Origin of the sequence: Dorea longicatena, from assembly GCF_025150085.1 — a bacterium.
Taxonomy (GTDB): Bacteria; Bacillota; Clostridia; order Lachnospirales; family Lachnospiraceae; genus Dorea_A; species Dorea_A longicatena.
The window spans coordinates 2721448-2746201 of record NZ_CP102280.1 but is presented as its reverse complement, the minus strand read 5'-3'; the positions used below and the strand labels follow the sequence as shown (position 1 = coordinate 2746201).

Here is a 24754-nt window from a genome sequence, read left to right as displayed (position 1 = left end):
GTGAAGGTGGCAGAAAAGGACGGTGTTAGATATGAAGGAAAGAGAATATCTGAAAGAACTTGGGAAGAAGATTACCGATTCGTCTGTAAGAAAAGAGATTGTAAATGAATATGAAGCGCATATAGAAGACTGCAAAGCCGCATTAATGGAATCAGGGATGACGGAAGTTGAAGCAGAGGAAGAAGCAGTCCGCCAGATGGGCGATCCGCAGGAAGCAGGTGAAGCAATGGATAAGATCTATCATAAAGTGTTTGATTCCAATATGTTTCTGTGGATGCTGGCACTGGGATGTGTACCAATTGTATGTGTGTGCATTTCTTATCTTATCGCAAGAGATCCAAACGCATTTTTATGGTTGTGGAATGAGGCGCTTGGCTTGAATAAAATCCCGGCAGTTATACACCGGAATATCGGAATCGGATTGGCTGTCTATGGAATCGGATTGAGCTTCTGGGAGAAATACACGGGCAAAGCTTTATTCTATGCAGTCGGAAGAGACTGGGGGCAGGGATGTTACGTTGCAAACAGCGGGCTGGTACTTTTTATCTCGGCATTATGTTTTGCTCCGAGCTTCCCGGTGAAGGGATATGCAGGAATCCTCTGCTGTGTATTGATCGCATGTCTGCTGAATATGGTACTGAGAGGATTTATGAATCTTTTGCAGAGCAGAAGAGAGACCAGACTTTTATGGGAGATCGGAACGGCAGATACCAGAATCAACTGGAAGGGAAAAGGATATCTGTGTGGACATCATATGAAAGTAAGAGTACAGGGATCTGAGAAAGGAACGGAGATCCCGGCAGGAGCACCGGTGATGGTTGTAGGAATGGAGGGATTTAAGCCGGTGGTGGCGCAGGTATAAAGAGAGAGACGTTAGATCTTGGATAGTAAGCGTATATGAAGAGAGACGTTAGATCTCGGATAATAAGCGTGTATGAAAAATGAGAGGCAAAAGTTATGAATAAGACGGAAAAGAGAATGAAGATATTCACGCTGATCATGCAGGTGATCATCCAGGCGGTGCTATTATTTCCGTGGATGAACATGGGGACATGGAAATGCAATGTGCCGGGATATCTGATAAAATTGGCTGCTTCGGGCGATGGGATGAGTTACATAAAGAAAAGTCTGAAGCCTTTGGGAGTACTGGACGGTGCAGATGAACAGATGATGGTTCAGATACTGATGCTGTTCATCTGTGAACTGGTAATGGTACTGGTAATCCAGGTGATAGGAATTGTGAATCTAATACTGGCTTTAAGCAATCACCATAAACTGCTTCTGGATATCATGTCACTGATCGCAGGATGTATGATATCATTTCTTGGGGCAGATGGGGCAGTATTTTCAGATCCGCTGTCACAGGTGTATCCATTTTTACTGGTAGTGCTTCTGGTGATCAATTTGATCGGTGCGAAGCTGATTGATTCGTGGCAGGAAGAGAAAAAGATACAGGAAGAAGTTAAAGCCAGAGAGAAAAATTACAAAGAAGAAAAGAAAAAGCATCTGGAATTTTCGGGGAAGTATCCGAAAGGATTCTATACGGCCCTGTGGAAGAATTTTAAAAGTTCAAAAAGAGATTTTATTGTTTACGTAAGTATGAACCTGCTTCCGGCGACGCTGATATTTTCCGGAGTCGGAATGGCACAGATGCTGGCACCATTTAATAAAGAAGGAAATATACTGACGGGGCATGGAATCACGGCAATTCTGCTGGAATTCCTGATCGTGAGTCTGATCGCATCGCTGATGCTGATGATCACGAATCTGTTGTCATATTTCAGAAAACGGATGAGAAATTACAGTATATTTTCGACTCTGGGAATGCGGAAGTCTACACTTTATGAAGTGCTTGGAGCAGAGATTGTGGCTGGAATTCTGGGAATGCTGATCGGGGGAGCCTGCATCGGAAGTGTGATCTTGTGTATCATCCGCAGAATCTTCATGGCAAGATCCGGAGTGGGAGCACAGCCGGCGAAGATTACAGGATTCACATATTTGATTGCAAGTCTTATCCTGATCGGAATATCCGGGATTGGACTGATGATCCTGCGGGATTTCTTCCTGTACAGGGAACTAAAAAAAATGCAGCTGGGCGATGTGGAAAAGGAGAAGATGCCGGAAAAACGGATCGGTCTGTGGCTTACAATTGGCCTGGTCATTGTGGTATTTGGAATCGTGAATTTCGGAATGCGGAAGAATGCCGAAGGGTTAAGGATACTTTTATTTATCTTCCTGGGCATTTATCTGGCGGAAAAGTTTGGATTTGGATTGTTCCTGAAAGTGCGGAAGCATAAAAAGAGTTATTATGCAAAGTTGATCCCATATAATTCGTTTTATTACCGTTTCAAGAGTACATTCCGTTATGTGTACGTGATCAGTCTTATACCGGTACTGATATTGTTCTTATTTGGAAAAGATATGATCTCAGCGAAGATCGCGCAAAAGCCGGAAGGACTGTTCCCGTATGATTTTGTATGTATGGCAACGGAAGCGGATGAGACATTCTGGAAACAGCTGCAGGAAAAATATGACGTGAAATTCCAGGAGTATCCGATGGTACGCGTGACGAATGTGGATAATTCGGAAAAGCTGGATGATGCCAGAGTAGTGATCATGCCGCAGGGACAGCATATAGGCATCTCGGAGACGACGTATAAAGAACTGAATAAGGCACTTGGAAAGAAAAGTGAAAAAATGAATCTATCTGCTGACGGAAAGGAAATCTATATTATTTACCAACAGGACAAGAGTACGAAGGCACATCCACTGGATTACCTGAATTCGAGAAAAGAGCCGTACCTGCACATCGGACAGCCGATAGAATCTTATGGATTTCTTGATCGGGAAAAGATCTATCCGACACGAACCGTAAAGGGGGAAAAGATGGATATCCTGACAGGTGCATTTCGGCAGGGAAGTGAGGAGAATCTGGTTGTATTTTCGGATGAATATTTTGAAAAGGTTCAGGACGACTGGAAGAAATATAATTGGATCACCGGAGATCCGGTTGAGGAGGGTGAAGCAGAAGAAGGAGTGACGATCCATCACTGGCCGACAAAGCTTGTCCTTTTGAATGTGAAAAATGTAGATTATCAGAAGATAGAAAAAGAGCTCCAGGCTTTTCGGAAGGTACATAAAGAGGATGAAAGATTTGACAAGGATGTATTATCCTGCTATTCCAAACGTACATCGATGGAACAGATTGAAAGCGAACGCTTTATGACAACGGTAGTAGATATATTTATCATGGGAGCATTTCTGCTGGGAAGCGTTCTGGTCATTTACTTGAAATATGAATCTGAGATGACGGACAAGAAGAAGCGGAATCATTTCTTAACCTGTATTGGAATGAGCTCGAAAGAAAGAGAAAAGCTGATCCGGACAGAGACGGGAATCTTTTTCTGGATCCCTGCAGCAGTTGCGGTTGTTATGGTGCCGGTGTTAACCGGGGAGATATGGAACATGCGGGAATATACGAAGGCTGACTGTGTACATTATCTGCGATATCTGTTGATCTTTGCAGTTATATATCTTGTAGTGCAGGGCATCGGTGTAAAGGTGATTGAGCAGTATACAATAAGAAAGGTAGAAGGAAAGCATGAAAGAAATATTAAAGGTAAATAACCTGATCAAGAAATTTCCAAAAGCCGGTGGGGAGATTGATGATGCGGATGCGATTTCGGTACTGAAAGGCATTAACTTTGATGTAGAACAGGGAGAGTACGTCGGAATTATGGGAAAATCCGGCTGTGGAAAGACAACACTTCTGAAGATCCTGGGATTTATGGATCAGCAGACGGACGGAGATGTGATCTTTGACGGTGCGAATACGAATGAGCTGTGGAAAGAAGAACTTACGGATATCAGACGTAGAAAGATCGGATTTGTATTCCAGGATTTTAATCTGATGGACAGTCTTTCGGTAAAAGAAAATATCATGCTTCCGGTATTGCTGGATAAAAAGGAACAGAAAGAATGTGAAGAGAAAGCGGAAGCATTGGAAAAGCAGTTTGGGATTGAACATCTTCAGGAAAAGAATCCTTATGAACTGTCCGGCGGTGAGCGGCAGAGAGTGGCAATCTGCAGGGCGCTGATCAATGATCCGAGTATCATATTTGCAGATGAGCCGACGGGAAACCTCGACTCAAAATCCGGAAAAGTTGTTGCGGAGGAATTCCGGAAAATCAATGAGGAGTTAGGGAAGACCCTTCTGATGGTAACGCATGATCCACAGATGGCAAGCCGGTGTAAGAGAGTGATATTTCTGAAAGACGGATATGTGATGAATGATGTGAGAAAAGAGGGCACGGAAGAAGAATTTTACAGAACGATCATTGGGGAGATGGAGAAGTTTTAAGATGAGATAATATATAGATGGTGATATGGGCTATGCGGCGGAAGATAATTCTGCCGCTTTTTTTACGAAAATTAATCTTGTAATCATATGAACAATATGCTATTCTGAATGCACTTCAAAGAGTGACTTCTACAAACTCTTAAGTATTTCTAGGCCAAAAGGCATCAAGTTTCGACCGTTTCACACCTAAAAATGTCTGAAACATATTTCCGACTTGAGAGAACACGAAAATTTTATAATCTATTCAGGAGGACGTGCCTATGACAAACAAACTTCAACAGTATTTCCCGATGATTCGGACAAGGGAGGAGGTGTTGAATGAGATTGAAAGTAAAAGCAGATTAAAAAATTTATTTTATGAGTGGACAGAGGAAAATCAAAATGAATTTCTGGATTTTTGTACCGGAGTGAAAGGTATAAAAATCATGTATGATTTCATGATAAAAGAAATTCTGAATCCGGAGAATACACCGGAGAGGGTAAATGAATTACTCACACTGCTTCTTGGACAAAGAGTGAGAATCGTAGATGTATTACCAAATGACGGGACAAGATTAGCGGATGAATCTACGCTTCTTATTACAGATATGGTGGTGCAACTGGAAGATGGAAGTATTGCGAATCTGGAAATTCAGAAAATCGGATATTATTTTCCGGGAGAAAGAAGTGCCTGTTACTCGGCGGATCTGTTGCTTCGGCAGTATAAGAGAGTGAGAGGAATCAAAGGAAAACGATTCTCTTACAGAGATATCAAACAGGTGTACACGATCGTGTTATTCGAAAAAAGTCCAACCGAATTCCAGAAATTTTCCAATAATTATATCCATCGGTTTATGCAAAAATCTGATACAGGGGTAAATATAAATTTATTACAGGAATATCTGTTCATACCTCTTGACATATTCAAAAAGAATCAGCAAAATGAAAATAGAAGTGTAAAAATAGAAAATCGGCTGGAGGCATGGCTTGCATTTTTCTGCATGGATGATCCGGAGACAATTATAGAAATTATAGAGAAATATCCGGATTTTAAAGAAATGTATGAACAGGCTTATGATGTCTGCCGGAATATCGAAGAGGTGATGCAGATGTTTTCGAAAGAATTGCTGGAGTTAGACAGGAATACAGTAAAGCTGATGATTGATGATATGCAGAAGGAGATAGACTGCCAGAGAGAGCAGTTGAGTCAGAAGGATGAGGAGATGTTAGAAATGAGGAAAGAAATACAACGATTACAGCAGCTATTGGATAAAAAATAGCATGAAAAATGTCAAAAGAATTGTTTTAGATACTTATAAAAATAACTAGTCAGTTGAAAGAGGTGATGTAGATGTTTTCGGAAGAATTGTTAGAATTAGATCGAAATACAGTAGAATTCATGATTGAAGATATGCGGAGGCAGATAGAAGAGAAAGATGAGCAGATAAAACAACTAGATGAGCAGATAAAACAGAAAGATGAGCAGTCAAGACAACTGGATGAACAGATAAGACAACGGAATAAACAAATAAAAGAAAGTGATAAGCAAATAAGACAACTGGATGAACAGATAAAAGAAAGTGATAGGCAGATAGGACAGTTGGATGAACAGATAAAAGAAAGCGATAGGCAGATAAGACAGTTGGATGAACAGATAAAACAATCAGAACAAGAAATACAAAAAATGGAGGAAGCAAAAGAGTAATACATAGCCTGGCTGTCTCAGGAACGTGAAACAGCCAGACCGCTTACCTCAAAGCATGTAATCCAGGGATATTCCATATAATTGATGCTGATATCCCCGGTTACAGTAACCCCATCAGGCAGATAATAGACATTTCCAAGAGGACTGGTCTCGCAGACATACCCCTGTGCGAGCATGTCCTCTTTTTCTTTATCGGTAAATCCTACCGATATCTCCAGACGCGGAGGGGCACATCAACTGGTGATTGTTTCGATGGAAAGTATGATGTTGCGGAATCCGCGTTTATTCATATAGGCAATAGCATTGTCGTTCGGGTGTACCATATGTTCAATTCCTTTCATAATTTAATAATATTACAGCAGTAATTGTAAAACAAAGTCCACAGATGGAAAGAATACCTGGTGTTTCGGCATAGAGTACCGCTCCGAATAACATGGCGGCGGCAGGTTCGCTGGAAGCGAGAATCGATGCCTTGCCGGCCTCCATATAGCGCATGGATAAAGAATATAGTGCATAAGGCAGGACGGATGATACCAGCGCATGAATAACCAGGATAAAAAAGGTGGTCCTTTGCCCTGAGACAATCATACCGCTTAAAGAGTGTATATTACTGAAAGGCAGCATTGTCATGCCGGAAAAGAGTGTGCCGTAAAAAGTAATCGTCAGGAAATGATATCCTTTTTGTGTGACTTTTTTGCTTATGATTCCATATACAGCATAGAAAAAGCTTGCCAGAATTCCGCAGAGAATTCCTGTTATGCTCCAGGAAAGTCCATTGCTTTCCAGTACTCCGCTTACCAGTACACAGCCAATGAGTGCGAGTGTTACACAGGTCAGTTTGTGTCTGGTTACTGGTTCATGGAAGAATATAGCAGCCAGAAACAGAACAAAGACTGGAGACATGGCAAGTAACACGGCAGAAAGTGCAAGAGATCCTTTCGTAACGGAAATATTATAAAAGACACTGAGGGCGGTCATGCCGATCATGCCGCTTCCGATAAAAAGCCAGAAGTCACGCCGATGTACATAAAATAAATGTCGGTTATAGAATAGAATCCATATGCCAGTGATCAGAGCTGCAAGCAACATCCGGAAACTAATGATGGAAAAGTTGTCGAGCCCATCGTGTTCCAGTGTACGGACAAAGATTCCGGCAGCACCCCAGCAGATGCCGGAGAAAAATGGCAGTAACCAGGCGTATTTGGTAAGTTTCTGATTCATAAGTACCCCAATCCTTTGTAAATATAATAAATTAAGTATATCACAAAAACGGACATTGTTATGAGAACATGTCCGTTTTGTGCATTTTTATGAATCACTATAATCGATCAGAATTATCTTTCAAATGAATATATTCTGCTACAGACCGGTCAAAAGTCTTGATATGCTGGAACAGCCAGTCTACGACATTGCGCTTTACCTGTTCGATAAACTGATCATCAGGTCCTTCGTTTTCATTAAGATAATCATATAATTCCTGAATGGATTTCTTGAATTCTTCATGTTTGGCATGATGTGCGGCAAGTTCCGGGTAAGATACTTTTTTCTGCAGATCTTCTTCTTCCTGAAAATGGAAATTCGTATATTCATCAAGATAATCTAACATTTTGATTGCTTTGATCTTACTGTCACTGGATTCGCATGCTGCAACGAACTGCCGGATGCGGTCAATCAGTTCCTGATGCTGGGAATCGATGGTCTTGTTGCCTGTAATTAAGTTATCGTCAAATGTAATATTCATAGAGAAACCTCCTGTCTTTGATACGCATTGAATCCCAGTCTCGCATAGTCTATAATGAATCATAGAAATTGTTATCAGCAGAGAAAAGGATTGGATTATGAAGTTACAACAGTTACAGATATTTCAGAACCTGACAGAAGAAGAACTGGAAAAAAGTCTTGTCTGTTCACAGGCTGTAGTAAAGAAATATCCGAAAGGTACCTATATTTTCCGCCAGGGTGATGCACCGTTAAAATTATATTTCATATTGGAAGGAATGGTTGAGCTTGGCAGTATCAACCTGAATGGCAAGATTACTCGAAGCAGTTATGTTACGGTGGGTGAGGAGTTTGGCGAAGTAGAACTATTTCTGCGCCAGTCTGCTTACTCCGGTTATGCAAAAGCAAAAAGTGAAGTGTCGGTTCTGGAGGTTTCACAGAATTTCTTTGGCGGAAGATGCGAAAGAAATTGTGTACATCACAGTAAGGTTGTGTTCAATATGCTTCAGCTTTTTGCGGAAAAAGCAGAGAAATGTAACCGTCAGATAGAGGTTCTTACCAGTGGAAACTTACGTCAGCGTGTAGCGGCGTACCTGTTGGAAAACTGTGATCCGGACTACCGGGTTCGTCTGCATATGAACAGGGAAGATCTGGCAGTATATCTGAATACTACAAGACCATCTCTGTCGCGTATGCTGCTTACTTTACAGGATGAAGGTATCATCCGTCTTGTAGGCCGTAAGGTAATTGAGATCACGGATTATGAAAGGCTGCAGGAAGAAGAGTAATCAATAGTAATTAATCTTCTGCAACAAATACCTCTTTTCCTAATCCACAGATTGGACATACCCAGTCATCCGGAATATCTTCAAAGGCTGTGCCCGGTGCGATTCCGTTATCCGGGTCTCCTACAGCTGGGTCATATTCGTAGCCACATGGTTCACATACATATTTTTTCATAATTAAAATCTCCTTTTTATTAAAACTTAGTTGGTGTTAACTGGTGTTGTACAACTTATGTTGTGATTAGAGTATATAGCTTTTATAGGAAATGGTTTGTAACAAATGTTACGAAACAACAAAAAATGATAATTTGTTATATGGATTAAGATTGACAGAGATTAATTTTATAAATGAAGAAATATCGGCACAACAACTTCATATTATCAGTATCTTTGAATGCAAAAATCAATACAGGGAATGCGTCTTAAGTATTCTTAACTATGTGCCACACTTTACCCGTCACAAAATTAAAAATGCAACAGATTTCGTAAAAAAATATCACCAAAATTTAGACCACATTTCAAACATTTATTTTAACAAAATTACCTCTTTCATTTTCGCCTGTTATAGAGTATCATATTACTTGCACAATATCTTGTGCGGAAATGATGTTAAAAAAACAATATTTAGTAGTATTTGAGGGTGAGCACATACTACATCGGCAATAAAAACAAGAGAGGGATAAACATGAACGCAGAAATAAAGACGAACGTAATTAAGAGAAACGGCGAAGAGGTAGCCTTCGACCTGGAGAAGATCATTAATGCGATCAAAGGTGCAAACAAGGACGTCGATAAACTGCATCGGATGAATGAATATCAGATTATGGCAGTGGCGGACAACGTTGCAAAGAAAATTGAGGAATCCACTCATGCTGTCAATGTAGAAGATATACAGGATATGGTAGAGACTGGAATTATGGAACTGCGCGGCTATGAAGTCGCACAGAAATATGTGCGCTATCGTTATAAAAGAGAACTGATGAGAAAGACGAATACAACAGATAACGGAATTCTTGCACTTCTGGATCATATGAATGAAGAGGTGAATCAGGAGAACTCTAACAAGAATCCTGTGATCAACTCTACACAGCGTGATTATATGGCCGGAGAAGTAAGTAAGGACTTGTCAAGACGTGTCCTTCTTCCAGAAGAGGTTGTACGTGCGCATGAAGCGGGAATCATTCATTTCCATGATTCCGACTATTTCGCACAGAAAGAGCATAACTGTGACCTGATCAATCTTCAGGATATGCTTCAGAATGGAACTGTCATTAGTGAGACCATGATCGAGAAGCCGCACAGCTTCTTTACAGCATGTAATGTAACGACACAGATCGTTGCACAGGTAGCAAGTAACCAGTACGGCGGACAGTCATTTACACTGGCACATCTGGCACCGTTTGTCGATATCAGCCGTAAGAAGATCCGCAGAAATGTAATCGCAGAGCGTGAAGAATGCGGAGAAGCTTTAGATGAGACAATTATCAATAAGGTGACAGAGCGCCGTTTAAGAGAAGAAGTAAAGAGTGGTATCCAGACAATTCAGTATCAGCTTATCACATTAATGACATGTAACGGTCAGGCACCATTTGTGACGATGTTCATGTATCTGGATGAGGTAGAAGAAGGCAGAACCCGTGATGACCTGGCTATGATCATTGAAGAAGTGATGATTCAGAGAATGCAGGGAGTAAAGAATGAAAAAGGTGTATGGATCACACCGGCATTCCCGAAACTGATCTATGTACTGGATGAGGATAATATTACAGAAGATTCCAAATACTGGCATCTGACAGAACTGGCAGCAAAATGTACCGCAAAACGTATGGTACCGGACTACATCTCTGCCAAGATTATGAAAGAGATGAAGAATGGAGAAGTATATCCTTGTATGGGATGCCGTTCGTTCCTGACGGTAGAAGACAGCCAGAGAAATCCGGACGGAAGCCATAAGTTCTATGGACGTTTTAACCAGGGAGTTGTAACGATCAACTTAGTTGATGTTGCATGTTCATCAGAAGGAGATATGGAGAAATTCTGGAAGATCCTGGATGAGCGTCTGGAATTATGTCACAGAGCACTGAGATGCAGACATGAACGTCTCCTGGGAACGGTTTCCGATGTTGCTCCGATTCTGTGGCAGAACGGTGCACTTGCAAGACTGAAGAAGGGTGAGACGATCGATAAATTATTATTTAATGGTTACTCCACTATTTCGCTTGGATATGCAGGACTTTATGAGATGTGTGTACGTATGCTTGGCAAATCACATACCGATCCCGCAGCAAGACCATTTGCAATGCAGGTAATGCAGAAGTTAAATGATAAATGTGAAGAGTGGAAAAAAGCAGAGAATATCAGCTATTCTGTATACGGAACACCGATGGAATCTACCACATACAAATTTGCAAAATGTCTGCAGAAGCGTTTTGGAATCATCAAGGGTGTAACAGATAAGAATTATATTACGAACAGCTATCATGTACATGTATCAGAGAAGATTGATGCATTCAAGAAACTGAAATTCGAAGCCGATTTCCAGAAGCTTTCACCGGGTGGAGCAATCAGTTACATCGAAGTACCGAATATGCAGAACAATATTCCGGCAGTACTTTCTGTTATGCAGTATATTTACAATAACATTATGTATGCAGAGCTGAATACAAAGAGTGATTACTGTGAATGCTGTGGATATGACGGAGAGATCCAGATTAAAGAAGATGAGAATGGAAAGCTGATCTGGGAATGCCCGAACTGTGGTAATCAGGATCAGGATAAGTTATTTGTGGCAAGAAGAACCTGCGGATATATCGGAACACAGTTCTGGAATCAAGGACGTACGCAGGAGATTAAGGACAGAGTATTGCATTTGTAAAACTGCAAGATATAAAGACAGTAAAAAAGGCCTTTTAAGAAGTGAGAAAGCTTTTTGAAAGGCCTTTTTATATCGTATAAAGATAGCTTTTCAAAAGGGCATGCGTTATAATAAAAAAATATGGGGAAAAGAAAATGTCGACAGGAGGATTAAAAAATGACAAAAGATAATGAAAAGTATCAGGCATATGTTCAGATTTTAAATGAAGAGCTGATTCCTGCAATGGGGTGTACGGAACCGATCGCGCTGGCTTATGCGGCTGCAAAGGCAAGAGAAGTACTGGGATGTCTGCCGGACAGAGTCTGTATCGGAGCAAGCGGAAGTATCATTAAGAATGTAAAGAGTGTAATTGTGCCGAATACAAATCATTTAAAAGGAATACCGGCGGCAGCAGCAGCGGGGATTGTTGCAGGAAACGCAGAAAAAGAACTGGAAGTTATCTCCGAGGTAACAGAAGAAGAGACAAAAGAAATCGCAGAATTTCTTGAACATACAGAGATTACGGTAGAACATATCAATAACGGATGTGTATTTGATATTATTGTGGAGGTATTTCACGGGGAAGATAAGGCAAAAGTAAGAATTGCCAACTATCATACGAATATTGTAAGAATAGAAAAGAATGGAGAGATCCTGCTTAATGTACCGGTCGCAGGAGAAAGCGAAGAAGGACTGACAGACAGAAGTCTTCTGGATATGAAATCTATCTGGGATTTTGCAAATACAGTGGACATAGAAGATATCCGGGAAGTGATCGGACGTCAGATAGAATATAATTCTGCAATTGCGGATGAAGGATTGAAAGGAAATTACGGAGCAAACATCGGAAGTGTTCTTCTGGATACTTATGGAAACGATGTACGTACCAGAGCAAAAGCACGTGCGGCGGCAGGTTCCGATGCGCGTATGAACGGATGTGAGCTTCCGGTTGTGATCAATGCGGGAAGCGGTAATCAGGGAATGACCTGTTCTCTTCCGGTTCTGGAATATGCAGATGAATTACAATCCGGAGAGGAAAAGACATACCGCGCACTGGTTCTTTCGAATCTGGTCGCAATCCACCAGAAGACGGGAATCGGGCGACTGTCGGCATATTGTGGTGCAGTAAGTGCGGGTGCGGCAGCCGGAGCCGGAATAGCATATCTTTGTGGCGGTGGTTATGAAGAAGTGATCCATACAGTGGTAAATGCTCTGGCAATTGTATCCGGTATGGTATGTGATGGTGCAAAAGCATCCTGTGCTGCGAAAATCGCTTCATCTGTAGATGCCGGGATTCTTGGATATAATATGTATTTAAGAGGGCAGCAGTTCTATGCCGGTGACGGAATCGTTACAAAAGGAGTAGAGGCAACGATCCAGAATATTGGTCGTCTCGGAAAAGATGGTATGAAAGAGACTAATGAAGAGATCATCAAGATGATGATCAGTGACTAGGGAGAGTATACAGATTATGAATTACGGAAATATCAAAGAGTGTGATATTGCAGACGGACCCGGCGTAAGAGTCAGTTTGTTCGTATCAGGCTGCAGACATCACTGCAAAGGCTGCTTTAATGCAGAGACATGGGATTTCGGATTCGGCCAGCACTATACAGAAGAGACAGAAGCAGAAATATTAAGATTGCTGGGGGCTGGTTTTGTCCAGGGATTTACGCTTCTGGGTGGTGAACCGTTCGAACCGGAGAACCAGCTGGAACTGGTAAAGCTCCTTAAGAAGATAAGAGAAACTTATCCGCAGAAAGATATCTGGTGTTACAGTGGGTATCTTTTTGACCGTGATATGGTTCCGGGAGGATGTGTCCATACAGATGTGACAGAGGAGATGCTGTCGTATATTGATGTACTGGTAGACGGAGAATTCAAGGAAGAATTAAAAGATGTAACACTGGTGTTCAGAGGAAGCCAGAATCAGAGAATCATTGATGTACAGGAAAGCCGGAATCAGGGAACGGTTGTGCTTAAGGATTTTTAACAAAATATAGAAATCTACAGGACCTGCCATTGGCAGCTCATTACGGATGCTTTGGCCGCTGGCAGGTCCTCTTGCATACTTGGGTATAAAAAGGGCAGGAGATTATTTCTCCTGCCAGATGCGTAACATCTTGATGATCTTTTCTTTTTCTGTTACAGAAAAACCACGGAATACATTCAGCATCTCATCATTTAACTGATGCTCTTTCTCATCCAGAGGAGGAATATCTCTTCCGGCATCCAGAATAGTATCCACGGATACGTTGCAGAGCTTAGAGTAATAAAGAAGAACTCTTAAATTAAGCTTTGCTCGATTGTTTTCGACATTACTGACGAAAGGAACAGTACAGTTCAGATCTTTGGCAACCTGTTCCTGAGTGATTCCACGCTCACTCCTTAATTGTTTCATTTTTAATCCCACTTTTGAAAAATCCACTTCGTTCATTGCAAGGCTCCTTTTAATATGTAATGTATAACGAATTTATATAAGTATATATTATTATAAATCTTAGCAATAATCAATACAGAAAAATTTACTTTTTGAATTAAAGATAGTATAATTAAACCAACTTATACAAAAGACAGGATGATAAGACAGAAAAAAGGAGGCAAAATTATGTTAACATGTATTTATGTAGTCGAGAAGATTGATGGTGATTACGCAGAACTCAGACGTGTCGATGCACTTAAGCATGATCCGGAAGAAACCAAGACGGTGGCAAGAGCATTGTTGCCGGGAGATATCATGGAAGGGAATAAGCTTTTATATGAGAATCTGCAGTACCGGATCATCGCCGATTAAAAGAATAAAATACCAAAGAGAACGGATATATCAATTTTGAATGATGATACATATAAAATTGAGATACAAAATTAAATAACGAAAAAAGGAGTGTAACGGCTAAAAAAAGTTGTTACACTCCTTTTTTGTTGCTATGTGTTCAAAAGAAGTGGCAGGTAGCAGGTTTTCTATACTATAGGTGCATAAAGAGCCGCTATTTACGGAGAATGCAATATACAATTAATATAAAATGTCGTTTTTTGGAGATGAGACAATGAGGACATTTTATCAAGAAGAAAATTGAAGAAAAATATCGTTTTGTAGAAAAAGACAGGAAATGAAAAATAAAAATTGTGCATTTTCCTTGTGAAAAAAAGGACGAAGATTGGAACTACCATTTTGACGTGGAAATTTGATGAGAAAAACGGAAAAATTAAAATAAATAAAAGTAAAAATACACAAAAAAATAATAAAAAATTAAGCAAAATGACCATTAGACAAAATGATTGACATTTTCAAAAAATGGCTGTAAACTAGCAAAAAAATTATGAAGGAAGGGGATAGTACGGAAAAGCTTGTTGAAAGCCTTGTTAAAGAACTTAACTGTGAAACCGTATTTACGATCCCGGTATTTGGAGGAATCGCTGTTGACGAAGGTGTTGTTGTAACTTGGATCATCATGGCGGTTCTTACTATTCTCAGTATAGTATTCGTAAGGAATCTAAGTATAGAGAAACCGGGAAAGGTACAGCTTATGCTGGAATCAGTGATCGGCTGGGCACAGGATTTCTTTGAAGGTATTATAGGAAAAGAAAACAAGGGCTATATTCCATATCTGATGACGGTTGCACTTTATCTGGCAATATCAAATGTCATCGGACTGTTAGGATTCAAGCCTCCGACAAAGGACATGAACGTAACAATCGCACTTGCCGTTATGAGTATGTTCGTGATCGAGTGGTCCGGTATCCATAGAAATGGTCTGGTTCACTGGTGCAAACATTTTGCAAAGCCAGTGCCGATCGTAGCACCAATCATGATACTGGAGATCGTGATCCGTCCGCTGTCGCTTTGTATGCGACTGTTTGGTAATATGTTAGGCGGATTTGTAGTCATGGAACTGATCAAAGAGGTCGTTCCGTTAATCGTGCCGATACCGTTTAGTTTTTATTTTGATATATTTGACGGATTATTACAGGCATATGTATTCGTATTCTTAACTGCATTATTTATGACAGAAGAGATGGAATAAGACGAATCAGACATTTACAACATTTAGTATAAGAAAACTTAAGACAAGAAAAGGAGAACAAATTATGAGTGGAACAATTATCGCAATTGGAGCAGGTATCGCAGTACTTACAGGTATCGGAGCCGGTGTTGGTATCGGAATCGCAACAAGCAAAGCAGTAGATGCTATCGCAAGACAGCCGGAAGCAGACGGAAAGATCAGAACTTCCCTGATCCTTGGTTGTGCACTTGCAGAGGCAACCGCTATTTACGGTTTCATTATCGCACTTCTGATCGTCCTTCTTTTGAAATAATGTTTGCTGACGATAACAGATTAAAAGAAGGGAAAGGCAGGTAGAGATATATGCTGAGAATAGATTTTAATCTGGTACTGACGATCATCAACCTGATCGTTCTGTATCTGATTCTCAGAAAATTCCTGTTTCGCCCGGTCATGGACATTATGGAAAAGCGGGAAAAGATGATTGCAGACGGAATCAGCCACGCGAATGAAGAGCAGGACAAAGCCCATGCTCTGAAGAAACAGTATGAAGATGCACTGAATGGAGCAAAAGAAGAATCCACAAAGATGATCGAACAGGCGAAACTGGATGCAAAACAGGAATACAACCAGATCCTGAACGAGGCTAACGAAAAGGCAGACAAGGTTATGAAGACAGCAAGAGAAAGCCTGAATCAGGAAAGAGAACAGGCCTTTGATGATATGAAGGCACAGGTTGCAGGGCTGGCAATGGATGCTGCGAAGAAGATATTACTTGAGAATGCTGACAACATAAGCGGCGTGAATGCATATGACCAGTTTTTGAAAGATGCAGGTGATTCCCATGACAGCGAAGAATAGAAAAGAAGCAGAGCCGGTATTCTGCCAGGTGGCAGCCCTCCGGTATGCGAAAGTTCTGAATGAACTTGGTATTTCGAAAGAAGCTGTCCTGGAGGCAGGGAATATTTTCGAAAAATCACAGGAATTGAAAGCAGCACTGGTTAATCCAGTGATCACAAAAGAGACAAAACACAATATCATTGATAAAGTATTTTCAGAAGAAATGAGAACATTTCTGAAGGTTGTCTGCGATCATGAAAAGATGACGATCGCAGAACAGATCTTTGCGGCATACGAAGAATTACAGAATCAGGCAGCAGGAGTTAAGACAGTCTATCTTCGTTATACAGCGCTTCCAAGTGAAGAACAAAAGAAACAGATGGGTGACTTTATCAAGAAGAAATACGGTGCCGGAGACATCAAATGGGTTATGGCAGAAGACAAGGCACTGATCGGCGGATTCATCCTGCAGGTTGACGGAAAAGAATATGACTACAGTGTGCAGGGCCGTCTGAACCGCTTAGAGCGGAAATTAACGAATTAACATGGAGGTGAAGGAATTGAGTGCAATCAGCTCAGATGAAATTATCTCTATATTAAAAGAAGAGATAAAGAATTATGATGTAATAAGCAGAGATCAGGAAGTTGGTACCGTTATCTCTGTTGGTGATGGAATCGCCTCCGTATACGGAATCGACCACGCAATGTATGGCGAGATCGTCACATTGGAGACTGGTCTTAAGGGTATGGTACAGGATATCAAGGAAAATGAGATCAGCTGTATCCTGTTCGGAGATGATTCAGAGATCAAACAGGGCACAAAAGTGTGCCGTACAGGTAAAAAAGCAGGTATTCCGGTAGGTGAAGGCTATATCGGAAGAATCGTAGATGCTCTTGGAGCACCAATCGACGGAAAAGGTGAGATCAAAGCCGACGGATATCGTCCGGTAGAGAATGAGGCACCGGGAATCGTTGACCGTAAGTCGGTAAGCGTTCCGCTTGAGACAGGTATCCTTTCAATCGATTCCATGTTCCCAATCGGACGTGGACAGAGAGAGTTGATCATCGGTGACAGACAGACAGGTAAGACATCCATTGCAACCGATACGATCATCAACCAGAAGGGAAAAGATGTCATCTGTATCTATGTAGCCATCGGACAGAAAGCATCAACCGTAGCAAGACTTGTAAATGACTTAAAAGCACATGATGCACTGGATTACACCACGGTATTCTGCTCAACAGCCAGTGAGTGTGCACCGCTTCAGTATATCGTACCTTATTCAGCAACAGCACTTGCAGAGTATTTCATGTATCAGGGAAAAGATGTATTGATCGTATATGATGATCTTTCCAAACATGCGGTAGCTTACCGTGCCATTTCTCTGTTACTTGGACGTTCACCTGGACGAGAAGCTTATCCTGGTGATGTATTCTACTTACATTCAAGACTGCTTGAACGAAGCAGCCGATTAAGCGAGGAAGCAGGCGGTGGTTCTATCACAGCACTTCCGATCATTGAGACACAGGCAGGAGATGTATCTGCATACATTCCTACCAACGTTATCTCCATCACAGACGGACAGATCTTCCTGGAGAGTGACCTGTTCAATGCCGGTATGCGTCCGGCCGTTAACGTTGGTCTTTCTGTATCCCGTGTAGGTGGAGCTGCACAGACAAAGGCTATGAAGAAAGCCAGTGGTAGTGTTCGTATCGACCTGGCACAGGCACGAGAGATGGAATCATTTACCCAGTTCAGTTCAGACCTTGACGAGGCAACAAAGAATCAGCTGAAATACGGAAGTTGTCTGACAGAACTTTTGAAACAGCCTCTGGGACGTCCGTTAAGTCTTCATGAGCAGGTTATCACACTTTGTGTCGCTACTAATAAACTGATGCTTGATATTGACACAAAGAAGATCAAAGAATTCCAGATGGATATGCTTGCATTCTTCGACAGAGAACATAAAGAAATCGGCAAAGCGATCGATGAGAAGAAAGTTCTGGATGATGAACTGAAAGAGCAGATTCTTGCAGCAGCAAAGGAATTCAAGGAAAGAAGATAAGCGGGTGTAGCTATGGCAAATGCAAAAGAGATTAAGGAAAGAATGGCCAGCATCGAAGAGACGAGAAAGATAACAAATGCCATGTATCTGATCTCTTCTTCGAAGATGAAACAGGCCAAGAAAAAGCTTGCTGACACAGAACCTTTCTTCTATGCCATGCAGGCAGAGATCGCCAGAATTTTGCGGCATGTGCCGGATATGCACAGCCAGTTCTTTGATGGCCGTGAGAGTATCCCGGCTGAGGAAAGAAAGATTGGCTATATCGTTGTCACCGCAGATAAAGGACTTGCAGGAGCATATAATCATAACGTGATCAAGGCAACGGAAGAACTGTTAAAAAAACCGGGAAAACACAAATTATTCGTACTTGGAGAAGCTGGAAGACAGTACTTTGCCAAGAGGGAAGGAATTGAGATGGATACTCAGTTCCGTTACACCGTTCAGAATCCGACATTACACAGATCGAGAATCATTTCTTCGGAGATGGTAGAGCAGTTCAGAAATGGAGATCTGGACGAGATCCACATCGTATATACACGTATGATCAATGCAATGACAGCAGAGACGGAGGAACAGAAGCTTCTTCCTATGAAGAAGACAACCTTCCTTCCGGAAGATATGCCGGCTCTTGTCGGAACCGGACTGTATCAGGAAGATATGGTGTTCTGGCCATCTACACACAGTGTGATGGCGAACATTGTTCCGAACTACATCAACGGTATCGTATATGGATGCCTGGTAGAGGCCTACTGCAGTGAGCATAATGCCAGAATGCAGGCAATGCAGAATGCAACAGACAGTGCAACAGATATGCTGAATGAATTAAATATTACTTATAACCGTGTCCGTCAGGCAGACATCACACAGGAATTGACAGAGATCATCGGCGGAGCCAATGCGCAGAAACGGAAGTAAGATACAAAGTTCGCAAATGGCGGAACTGTATACAGAACAAATAATAACCACGAAATAATAAAAAAGAAAGTGGGCAGCAGTAATATGACAAAAGGAAGAATCGTACAGGTCATGGGACCTGTCGTAGACGTAGAATTTAATAGTAGAGAAGAACTTCCATTTATCAAAGATGCTCTGGAAGTAGACAATGGCGGAAAACGCTGCGTCATGGAAGTAGCCCAGCATGTAGGTAACAACATTGCACGTTGTATCATGCTGGCTTCCAGTGAAGGTCTGCAGAAGGGAATGGAAGTTACCGCTACCGGAGCTGGTATCAAAGTGCCGGTAGGTGAGAAGACTCTGGGACGTCTGTTCAATGTACTTGGAGAGACAATCGATAACGGAGAACCAATTAAAGACAGCGAAGAATGGGTTATCCACAGAAAAGCACCAAGCTTTGAAGAGCAGAGCCCTGCTGTCGAAGTATTAGAGACAGGAATCAAGGTCATCGACCTTCTGACACCTTACGCAAAAGGTGGTAAGATCGGTCTGTTCGGTGGTGCCGGTGTAGGTAAGACCGTACTGATCCAGGAACTGATCCATAACATCGCAACAGAGCATGGTGGATATTCCATCTTCACCGGTGTCGGAGAGCGTTCCCGTGAAGGTAATGACTTATGGACAGAAATGAGAGAATCAGGCGTACTTGATAAGACAGCCTTGGTATTCGGACAGATGAATGAGCCGCCTGGATCTCGTATGCGTGTCGCTGAGACAGGACTTACAATGGCAGAATATTTCCGTGATGTAGAGCATCAGAACGTGCTTCTCTTCATCGACAATATCTTCCGTTTCGTACAGGCAGGTTCCGAAGTATCCGCACTTCTCGGACGTATGCCGTCAGCCGTAGGTTATCAGCCGACACTGGCAAATGAAATGGGTGCCCTTCAGGAACGTATCGCTTCTACAAAGAACGGATCTGTAACATCAGTTCAGGCCGTATATGTACCAGCCGATGACTTAACTGACCCGGCTCCTGCAACAACATTCTCACATCTGGATGCGACAACCGTACTTTCCAGAAAGATCGTTGAGCAGGGTATCTACCCAGCCGTAGATCCACTGGATTCTACATCCCGTATCCTGGAGCCTGCAGTTGTAGGTGAGGAGCACTACCAGGTAGCACGTAAGGTACAGGAGATCCTGCAGAAGTACAAAGAGTTACAGGACATCATCGCAATCCTCGGTATGGAAGAATTATCCGAAGAGGATAAGATGACAGTAGCCCGTGCAAGAAAGATCCAGAAATTCCTGTCACAGCCATTCTCAGTAGCTGAGACATTTACCGGTGTTCCTGGAAAATATGTTCCACTGAAAGAAACTGTTCGTGGATTCAAAGCGATCATCGACGGTGAGATGGATGAATATCCGGAAAATGCATTCTTCAATGTAGGTACGATCGAAGACGTGATCGCTAAGGCGAAGGCAGAAGGAGTGGCTTAGTATGAGCACATTTTCATTGAAAATTATATCTACGGATAAGGTCTTCTACGATGGTAAATGTGAATATCTGGTCATCCCGACGATCGACGGGGAGAAAGGTATTCTGGCTCATCATGAGAACATGGTCATCGCAGTGGAGATCGGAGAACTGCGTTTCCGCAAGCCTGATGGTGAGTGGGTAACAGCGGTTGTATCCAAGGGATTTGCAGAGATCGTGAATAACCGTGCTTCTGTACTGGTTAATACGGCAGAGCGTCCGGAAGACATCGATGTGAAGCGTGCAGAGGAAGCAAAGGAACGTGCCGAAGAACAGCTTCGTCAGAAGCAGAGCATTCAGGAGTATTATCTGTCACAGGCTTCTATGGCCCGTGCCATGACACGACTGAAAGCGTCCAGAAACAGACGCGGGGATATTTAGAATCGCAAAAAAACGAACTATTTTCGTAAATAAAATTATATAAGTAATGAAGAAGTTCTTCTATAATTAGTGTATAATAGCCATTAGCTGTTTACATATTATAGGAGGACTTTTTTTATGAGTGAAACAGGGAATGGAAGAAAAAACTGGACAAGAGTTGTCGCGGCGGTAGGACTTGTATTTCTGGCAGTTGCCATCGCACTTCTGATCGGACTCCTTTTTGGTATCGTTCAGGGATTCCTGGTATCTTATCTTGAAATCCAGCCATTCATCGTATCACTTGCAGGTATGTTCTTTGGACGTGGTATGACATCAATCATCAGTACTGATATGATTTCTATCAAAAATAAGACATTCCTTGCATGGGCTAATTATAAGATTTATCTCCCAATCGGATCATACAGCCGTCGTGGAAAATTCATTCCGGCATACATATATCCGACTGTTATCATCGCAATACTGATCTTTATTGTCGTTCTGGACGGACTGCTTGCAGGATGCGGCGGATTCCTCTTCTGCTTAAACAGCTGTTCCGGATTCGTAGAGCAGGCCAAAGGTCTTGAAATGGATGCGATCTCAGCTTCCGTTATCGGTGGTACACTGTTAAGCGGTGGTGTAGGAACACCATTTGGTACAGTCTTTGGTGTATTGATCAAAGGAACGATCTCAAGTCTTATCACCACACAGGGAACACTTTCCAGCTGGTGGGTACGTATCGCACTTTCCGCATTACTGTGCTTCTTCATTGTATTACAGTCAATCATCGGAAGTATGAAGAAAAAGAATTAGAGATCATACATAAAACTGACAAACCTCAATATGATATATATAAATTAAATCTATGTACAAAAAAGGATTCTGCATTGCAGAATCCTTTTTGTATTGCGTGCGTTATCTTGTATGACGTCTGTAACTTGCAGGTGTCTCTTCGTATTTTTCCTGAAATAATTTGTAGAAATATCCCTTGTTATGATATCCTACCGAATCGGCAATCTCTTCGATACTCTTGTCAGTCGACACAAGCAGATGTTCCGCACGTTCCAGCCGGATCTGCTGGACATAAGCGGAATAGGTAAGTCCGGTCTTTCGTTTGATCAGGCGGTTGAAGTAATCCTCCTGATAGTGGAATTCATCCACCAGATCCTGGATGGTGATATCTCTGAAATGTGCCCGGATATAGTCCGAAATCTCTTCGAATACGATCCAGTTCATCGTCTGCTTCTGCTCTTTGGAAAGAGAAAAATCATACTGTGTACTTAAGATCCGGAAGATCCGGAATAACAGACCTTTTGTAATATATCTGGAACCACTGTCCGGCGAATAAGATTCTTTCAAAAGCAACAAAAGACTGTCGTCCAGAGATTCGCTTGCCCCGTCGGATGGTCGGAAATGCAGAAATTGCTGGACATCCTTTTGCTTTAACAATGCAGACTGCAGGAAGGAAAGAATCTTCTGCGGGGTACTGTTCTCATTCATGATCTCCGTAAACATATCGTTGGCAATTCCGATAAAAAGTACGACCCCAGACTGGTCTGTCAGGCAGTCCTGGTGCAGACAGTTTTTGTCGATCAGGCAGAGATCACCTTTCTGAAAGACTACATCTTTATTCAATATCCGTTGGTGAAATTCTCCTTCCACAACATAGGAAAGTTCCAGATAATCATGCGTGTGAAGCTGCGTATATTTCCCTTCCGAATAGGAATAATGATAGCAGAAATTCTCCGGAGACGGCATCATCGTTGCATACAGGTTACCGGGAGAATCGAAGTTCCAGCATAATAAGAAGCTGCGGTCCTGACCGAGTAACGGATACGTCTTGACTTCCTGAACGGATTTGGAATATTCCGGACAGACAAGTCTTGCGCCTAATTTATGGTTTTCCGGAAGAAGCCGTGTATCGGGTCCTGTGATCCGGCGGCAAAAATCGGATAAATTCATATAAAATACCTCCTTGGATTCTCCTTAGATTATATCATAACAGAGGTCGGAATAGGTAACTATTTTCCCAAAAGTGCAGAGTTAAGAAATTGAGAAAACAAGTCCATATTTTTATAATAGAGACATAATGAAGCTGTAAATGAAACAGAAAATTTGAGCGAAAAGGAGTAATTAAACATGTTAAAAACAAAGAATTATCAGTTTTGGTTCTGCACAGGATCACAGGATCTTTATGGAGATGAGTGTCTTGCACACGTAGCAGAGCATTCAAAGATTATCGTAGATGCATTGAACAAATCAGGAAACCTTCCATATGAAGTAGTATGGAAACCAACCATGATCACAAACGAAGTAATCAGAAAGACATTCAACGAAGCTAACACAGACGAGAACTGTGCCGGTGTTATCACATGGATGCATACATTCTCTCCTGCAAAATCATGGATCTTAGGATTACAGGAATACAGAAAACCATTACTTCACTTACATACACAGTTCAACCGTGAAATCCCATACGACACAATCGACATGGACTTCATGAACGAGAACCAGGCAGCACATGGTGACAGAGAGTACGGACACATCTTCAGCCGTCTGAACATGGAACGCAAAGTTGTTGCAGGATACTGGGAAGACGAAGACGTTCAGAAACAGATTGGATCATGGATGCGTACAGCAGTAGGTGTTGTAGAAAGCAGCCACGTCAGAGTTATGCGTGTAGCTGACAACATGAGAAACGTAGCCGTAACAGAAGGCGACAAAGTAGAAGCTCAGATCAAATTCGGATGGGAAGTAGATGCTTATCCTGTAAATGAAGTTGTAGAAGCTGTTAATGCAGTATCTCAGGCTGATATCGACACATTAGTAGAAGAATACTATGACAAATATGACATCCTTCTTGAAGGAAGAGATGAGAAAGAATTCCGTGAGCATGTAGCAGTACAGGCTGGAATCGAACTTGGATTTGAAAGATTCCTGGATGAGAATAACTATCAGGCAGTTGTAACACACTTCGGAGATCTTGGCGGACTGAAACAGCTTCCAGGACTTGCAATGCAGAGACTGATGGAAAAAGGATACGGATTCGGAGCAGAAGGTGACTGGAAGACAGCTGCTATGGTTCGTGTTATGAAGATCATGACTCAGGGAATGAAGGACGCTAAGGGAACTTCATTCATGGAAGATTACACATACAACCTTGTATCAGGTAAAGAAGGCGTTCTGGAAGCTCACATGCTGGAAGTTTGCCCGACAATCGCAGATGGCAAGATCAGCATCAAAGAGCAGCCACTTAGCATGGGTAACAGAGAAGATCCTGCAAGACTTGTATTCACATCTAAGACAGGTCCGGCTATCGCAACATCTCTGATCGACCTTGGTGACAGATTCCGTCTGATCATCAACGATGTAGACTGCAAGAAGACAGAGAAACCAATGCCAAAACTTCCAGTAGCAACAGCATTCTGGACACCACAGCCGAACTTAAAGGTTGGAACAGAAGCATGGATCCTGGCAGGAGGAGCTCACCACACAGCATTCTCTTATGATTTAACAGCAGAGCAGATGGGTGACTGGGCAGCATGCATGGGAATCGAAGCTGTATACATTGATAAGGATACAACAATCAGACAGTTCAAGAATGAACTCCTGTGGAACAGCGTTGCATACCGCAAATAATCAAATAAAGAA

The 24754-nt window shown here is 42.0% G+C and carries 25 protein-coding genes and 1 pseudogene; 20 read left to right on the top strand and 6 right to left on the bottom strand.

All coding sequences use genetic code 11. The annotated features are described in order from the left end of the window. Positions 1–31: 31 nt before the first annotated feature. From NQ508_RS13185 to NQ508_RS13165, 5 genes are all read left to right on the top strand, one after another. Entirely contained in the window at positions 32–862 is an 831-nt protein-coding gene (locus NQ508_RS13185; RefSeq protein ID WP_006428783.1) for an NfeD family protein, read from the top strand. 95 nt (positions 863–957) lie between these two features. Then, on the top strand, positions 958–3627 hold the full coding sequence (locus NQ508_RS13180) for an ABC transporter permease family protein (RefSeq protein WP_006428782.1): 2670 nt from the start codon (positions 958–960) through the stop codon (positions 3625–3627). Then, the gene (locus tag NQ508_RS13175; RefSeq protein WP_006428781.1) at positions 3602–4360 is read left to right on the top strand and encodes an ABC transporter ATP-binding protein; all 759 of its coding nucleotides are present in this window, start codon (positions 3602–3604) and stop codon (positions 4358–4360) included. The genes NQ508_RS13180 and NQ508_RS13175 overlap by 26 nt, the downstream gene beginning before the upstream one ends. A gap of 260 nt (positions 4361–4620) precedes the next feature. After that, complete coding sequence (locus tag NQ508_RS13170; RefSeq protein WP_006428780.1) at positions 4621–5619, top strand: PD-(D/E)XK nuclease family transposase; 999 nt, start codon at positions 4621–4623, stop codon at positions 5617–5619. Between the two features lie 71 nt (positions 5620–5690). Continuing rightward, positions 5691–6044: a hypothetical protein gene (locus NQ508_RS13165; protein ID WP_044920644.1), complete on the top strand. Its 354-nt coding sequence runs from the start codon at positions 5691–5693 to the stop codon at positions 6042–6044. A 17-nt stretch (positions 6045–6061) separates the two neighbouring features. Here NQ508_RS13165 and NQ508_RS13160 read toward each other — a convergent pair whose 3' ends face one another. The 3 genes from NQ508_RS13160 to NQ508_RS13150 all read right to left on the bottom strand — a co-directional run bounded on the left by NQ508_RS13160 (position 6062) and on the right by NQ508_RS13150 (position 7785). Then, entirely contained in the window at positions 6062–6220 is a 159-nt protein-coding gene (locus NQ508_RS13160) for a hypothetical protein (protein WP_155116003.1), read from the bottom strand. A 151-nt stretch (positions 6221–6371) separates the two neighbouring features. Continuing rightward, positions 6372–7265 carry a DMT family transporter gene (locus NQ508_RS13155; RefSeq protein WP_006428778.1) on the bottom strand — a complete coding sequence of 298 codons (894 nt, stop codon included), beginning with the start codon at positions 7263–7265 and terminating at the stop codon, positions 6372–6374. 97 nt (positions 7266–7362) lie between these two features. Then, entirely contained in the window at positions 7363–7785 is a 423-nt protein-coding gene (locus NQ508_RS13150; RefSeq protein ID WP_006428777.1) for a bacteriohemerythrin, read from the bottom strand. Positions 7786–7882: 97 nt separating this feature from the next. Here NQ508_RS13150 and NQ508_RS13145 point away from each other — a divergent pair, with 97 nt between their 5' ends. Further along, positions 7883–8551: a Crp/Fnr family transcriptional regulator gene (locus tag NQ508_RS13145; protein ID WP_006428776.1), complete on the top strand. Its 669-nt coding sequence runs from the start codon at positions 7883–7885 to the stop codon at positions 8549–8551. Positions 8552–8561: 10 nt separating this feature from the next. On the opposite strand, the gene rd is transcribed toward NQ508_RS13145, so the two are convergent. Beyond that, positions 8562–8723, bottom strand: a complete 162-nt coding sequence (gene rd / locus NQ508_RS13140; protein WP_006428775.1) for a rubredoxin — start codon at positions 8721–8723, stop codon at positions 8562–8564. Between the two features lie 510 nt (positions 8724–9233). Between rd and nrdD the strand changes: the two genes are divergently transcribed. From nrdD to nrdG, 3 genes are all read left to right on the top strand, one after another. After that, positions 9234–11423, top strand: a complete 2190-nt coding sequence (gene nrdD, locus NQ508_RS13135) for an anaerobic ribonucleoside-triphosphate reductase (RefSeq protein WP_006428774.1) — start codon at positions 9234–9236, stop codon at positions 11421–11423. Positions 11424–11579: 156 nt separating this feature from the next. Continuing rightward, a complete protein-coding gene (locus NQ508_RS13130; protein WP_006428773.1) occupies positions 11580–12857 on the top strand; it encodes an L-cysteine desulfidase family protein in 1278 nt (425 codons plus the stop codon). A gap of 16 nt (positions 12858–12873) precedes the next feature. Beyond that, complete coding sequence (nrdG, locus tag NQ508_RS13125) at positions 12874–13395, top strand: anaerobic ribonucleoside-triphosphate reductase activating protein (protein ID WP_006428772.1); 522 nt, start codon at positions 12874–12876, stop codon at positions 13393–13395. Positions 13396–13497: 102 nt separating this feature from the next. On the opposite strand, the gene NQ508_RS13120 is transcribed toward nrdG, so the two are convergent. Then, a complete protein-coding gene (locus tag NQ508_RS13120) occupies positions 13498–13839 on the bottom strand; it encodes a helix-turn-helix domain-containing protein (RefSeq protein WP_006428771.1) in 342 nt (113 codons plus the stop codon). A gap of 171 nt (positions 13840–14010) precedes the next feature. Between NQ508_RS13120 and NQ508_RS13115 the strand changes: the two genes are divergently transcribed. The 10 genes and pseudogenes from NQ508_RS13115 to NQ508_RS13070 all read left to right on the top strand — a co-directional run. Next, positions 14011–14196: a hypothetical protein gene (locus tag NQ508_RS13115; protein ID WP_044920637.1), complete on the top strand. Its 186-nt coding sequence runs from the start codon at positions 14011–14013 to the stop codon at positions 14194–14196. 526 nt (positions 14197–14722) lie between these two features. Further along, positions 14723–15427 carry a F0F1 ATP synthase subunit A gene (locus NQ508_RS13110; RefSeq protein WP_006428769.1) on the top strand — a complete coding sequence of 235 codons (705 nt, stop codon included), beginning with the start codon at positions 14723–14725 and terminating at the stop codon, positions 15425–15427. A gap of 64 nt (positions 15428–15491) precedes the next feature. Beyond that, complete coding sequence (atpE, locus tag NQ508_RS13105) at positions 15492–15719, top strand: ATP synthase F0 subunit C (protein WP_006428768.1); 228 nt, start codon at positions 15492–15494, stop codon at positions 15717–15719. A 50-nt stretch (positions 15720–15769) separates the two neighbouring features. Further along, a complete protein-coding gene (gene atpF / locus NQ508_RS13100) occupies positions 15770–16267 on the top strand; it encodes a F0F1 ATP synthase subunit B (RefSeq protein WP_006428767.1) in 498 nt (165 codons plus the stop codon). Continuing rightward, positions 16251–16790, top strand: coding sequence for an ATP synthase F1 subunit delta (gene atpH, locus NQ508_RS13095; protein ID WP_006428766.1), 540 nt, complete (start codon positions 16251–16253; stop codon positions 16788–16790). The genes atpF and atpH overlap by 17 nt, the downstream gene beginning before the upstream one ends. A 1-nt stretch (position 16791) precedes the next feature. Then, entirely contained in the window at positions 16792–18312 is a 1521-nt protein-coding gene (gene atpA / locus NQ508_RS13090; RefSeq protein ID WP_006428765.1) for a F0F1 ATP synthase subunit alpha, read from the top strand. 12 nt (positions 18313–18324) lie between these two features. Beyond that, positions 18325–19227: an ATP synthase F1 subunit gamma gene (gene atpG, locus NQ508_RS13085; RefSeq protein WP_006428764.1), complete on the top strand. Its 903-nt coding sequence runs from the start codon at positions 18325–18327 to the stop codon at positions 19225–19227. An 84-nt stretch (positions 19228–19311) separates the two neighbouring features. Then, entirely contained in the window at positions 19312–20709 is a 1398-nt protein-coding gene (atpD, locus tag NQ508_RS13080; protein WP_006428763.1) for a F0F1 ATP synthase subunit beta, read from the top strand. A 1-nt stretch (position 20710) separates the two neighbouring features. Beyond that, on the top strand, positions 20711–21127 hold the full coding sequence (gene atpC, locus NQ508_RS13075; RefSeq protein WP_006428762.1) for an ATP synthase F1 subunit epsilon: 417 nt from the start codon (positions 20711–20713) through the stop codon (positions 21125–21127). A 180-nt stretch (positions 21128–21307) separates the two neighbouring features. Further along, positions 21308–21916: pseudogene (locus NQ508_RS13070) on the top strand (ABC transporter permease subunit); the annotation flags it as partial. A 102-nt stretch (positions 21917–22018) separates the two neighbouring features. Here NQ508_RS13070 and NQ508_RS13065 read toward each other — a convergent pair. Then, a complete protein-coding gene (locus NQ508_RS13065) occupies positions 22019–23065 on the bottom strand; it encodes an AraC family transcriptional regulator (protein WP_006428760.1) in 1047 nt (348 codons plus the stop codon). Between the two features lie 177 nt (positions 23066–23242). Between NQ508_RS13065 and araA the strand changes: the two genes are divergently transcribed. Continuing rightward, a complete protein-coding gene (araA, locus tag NQ508_RS13060; RefSeq protein WP_006428759.1) occupies positions 23243–24742 on the top strand; it encodes an L-arabinose isomerase in 1500 nt (499 codons plus the stop codon). Positions 24743–24754 lie beyond the last annotated feature (12 nt).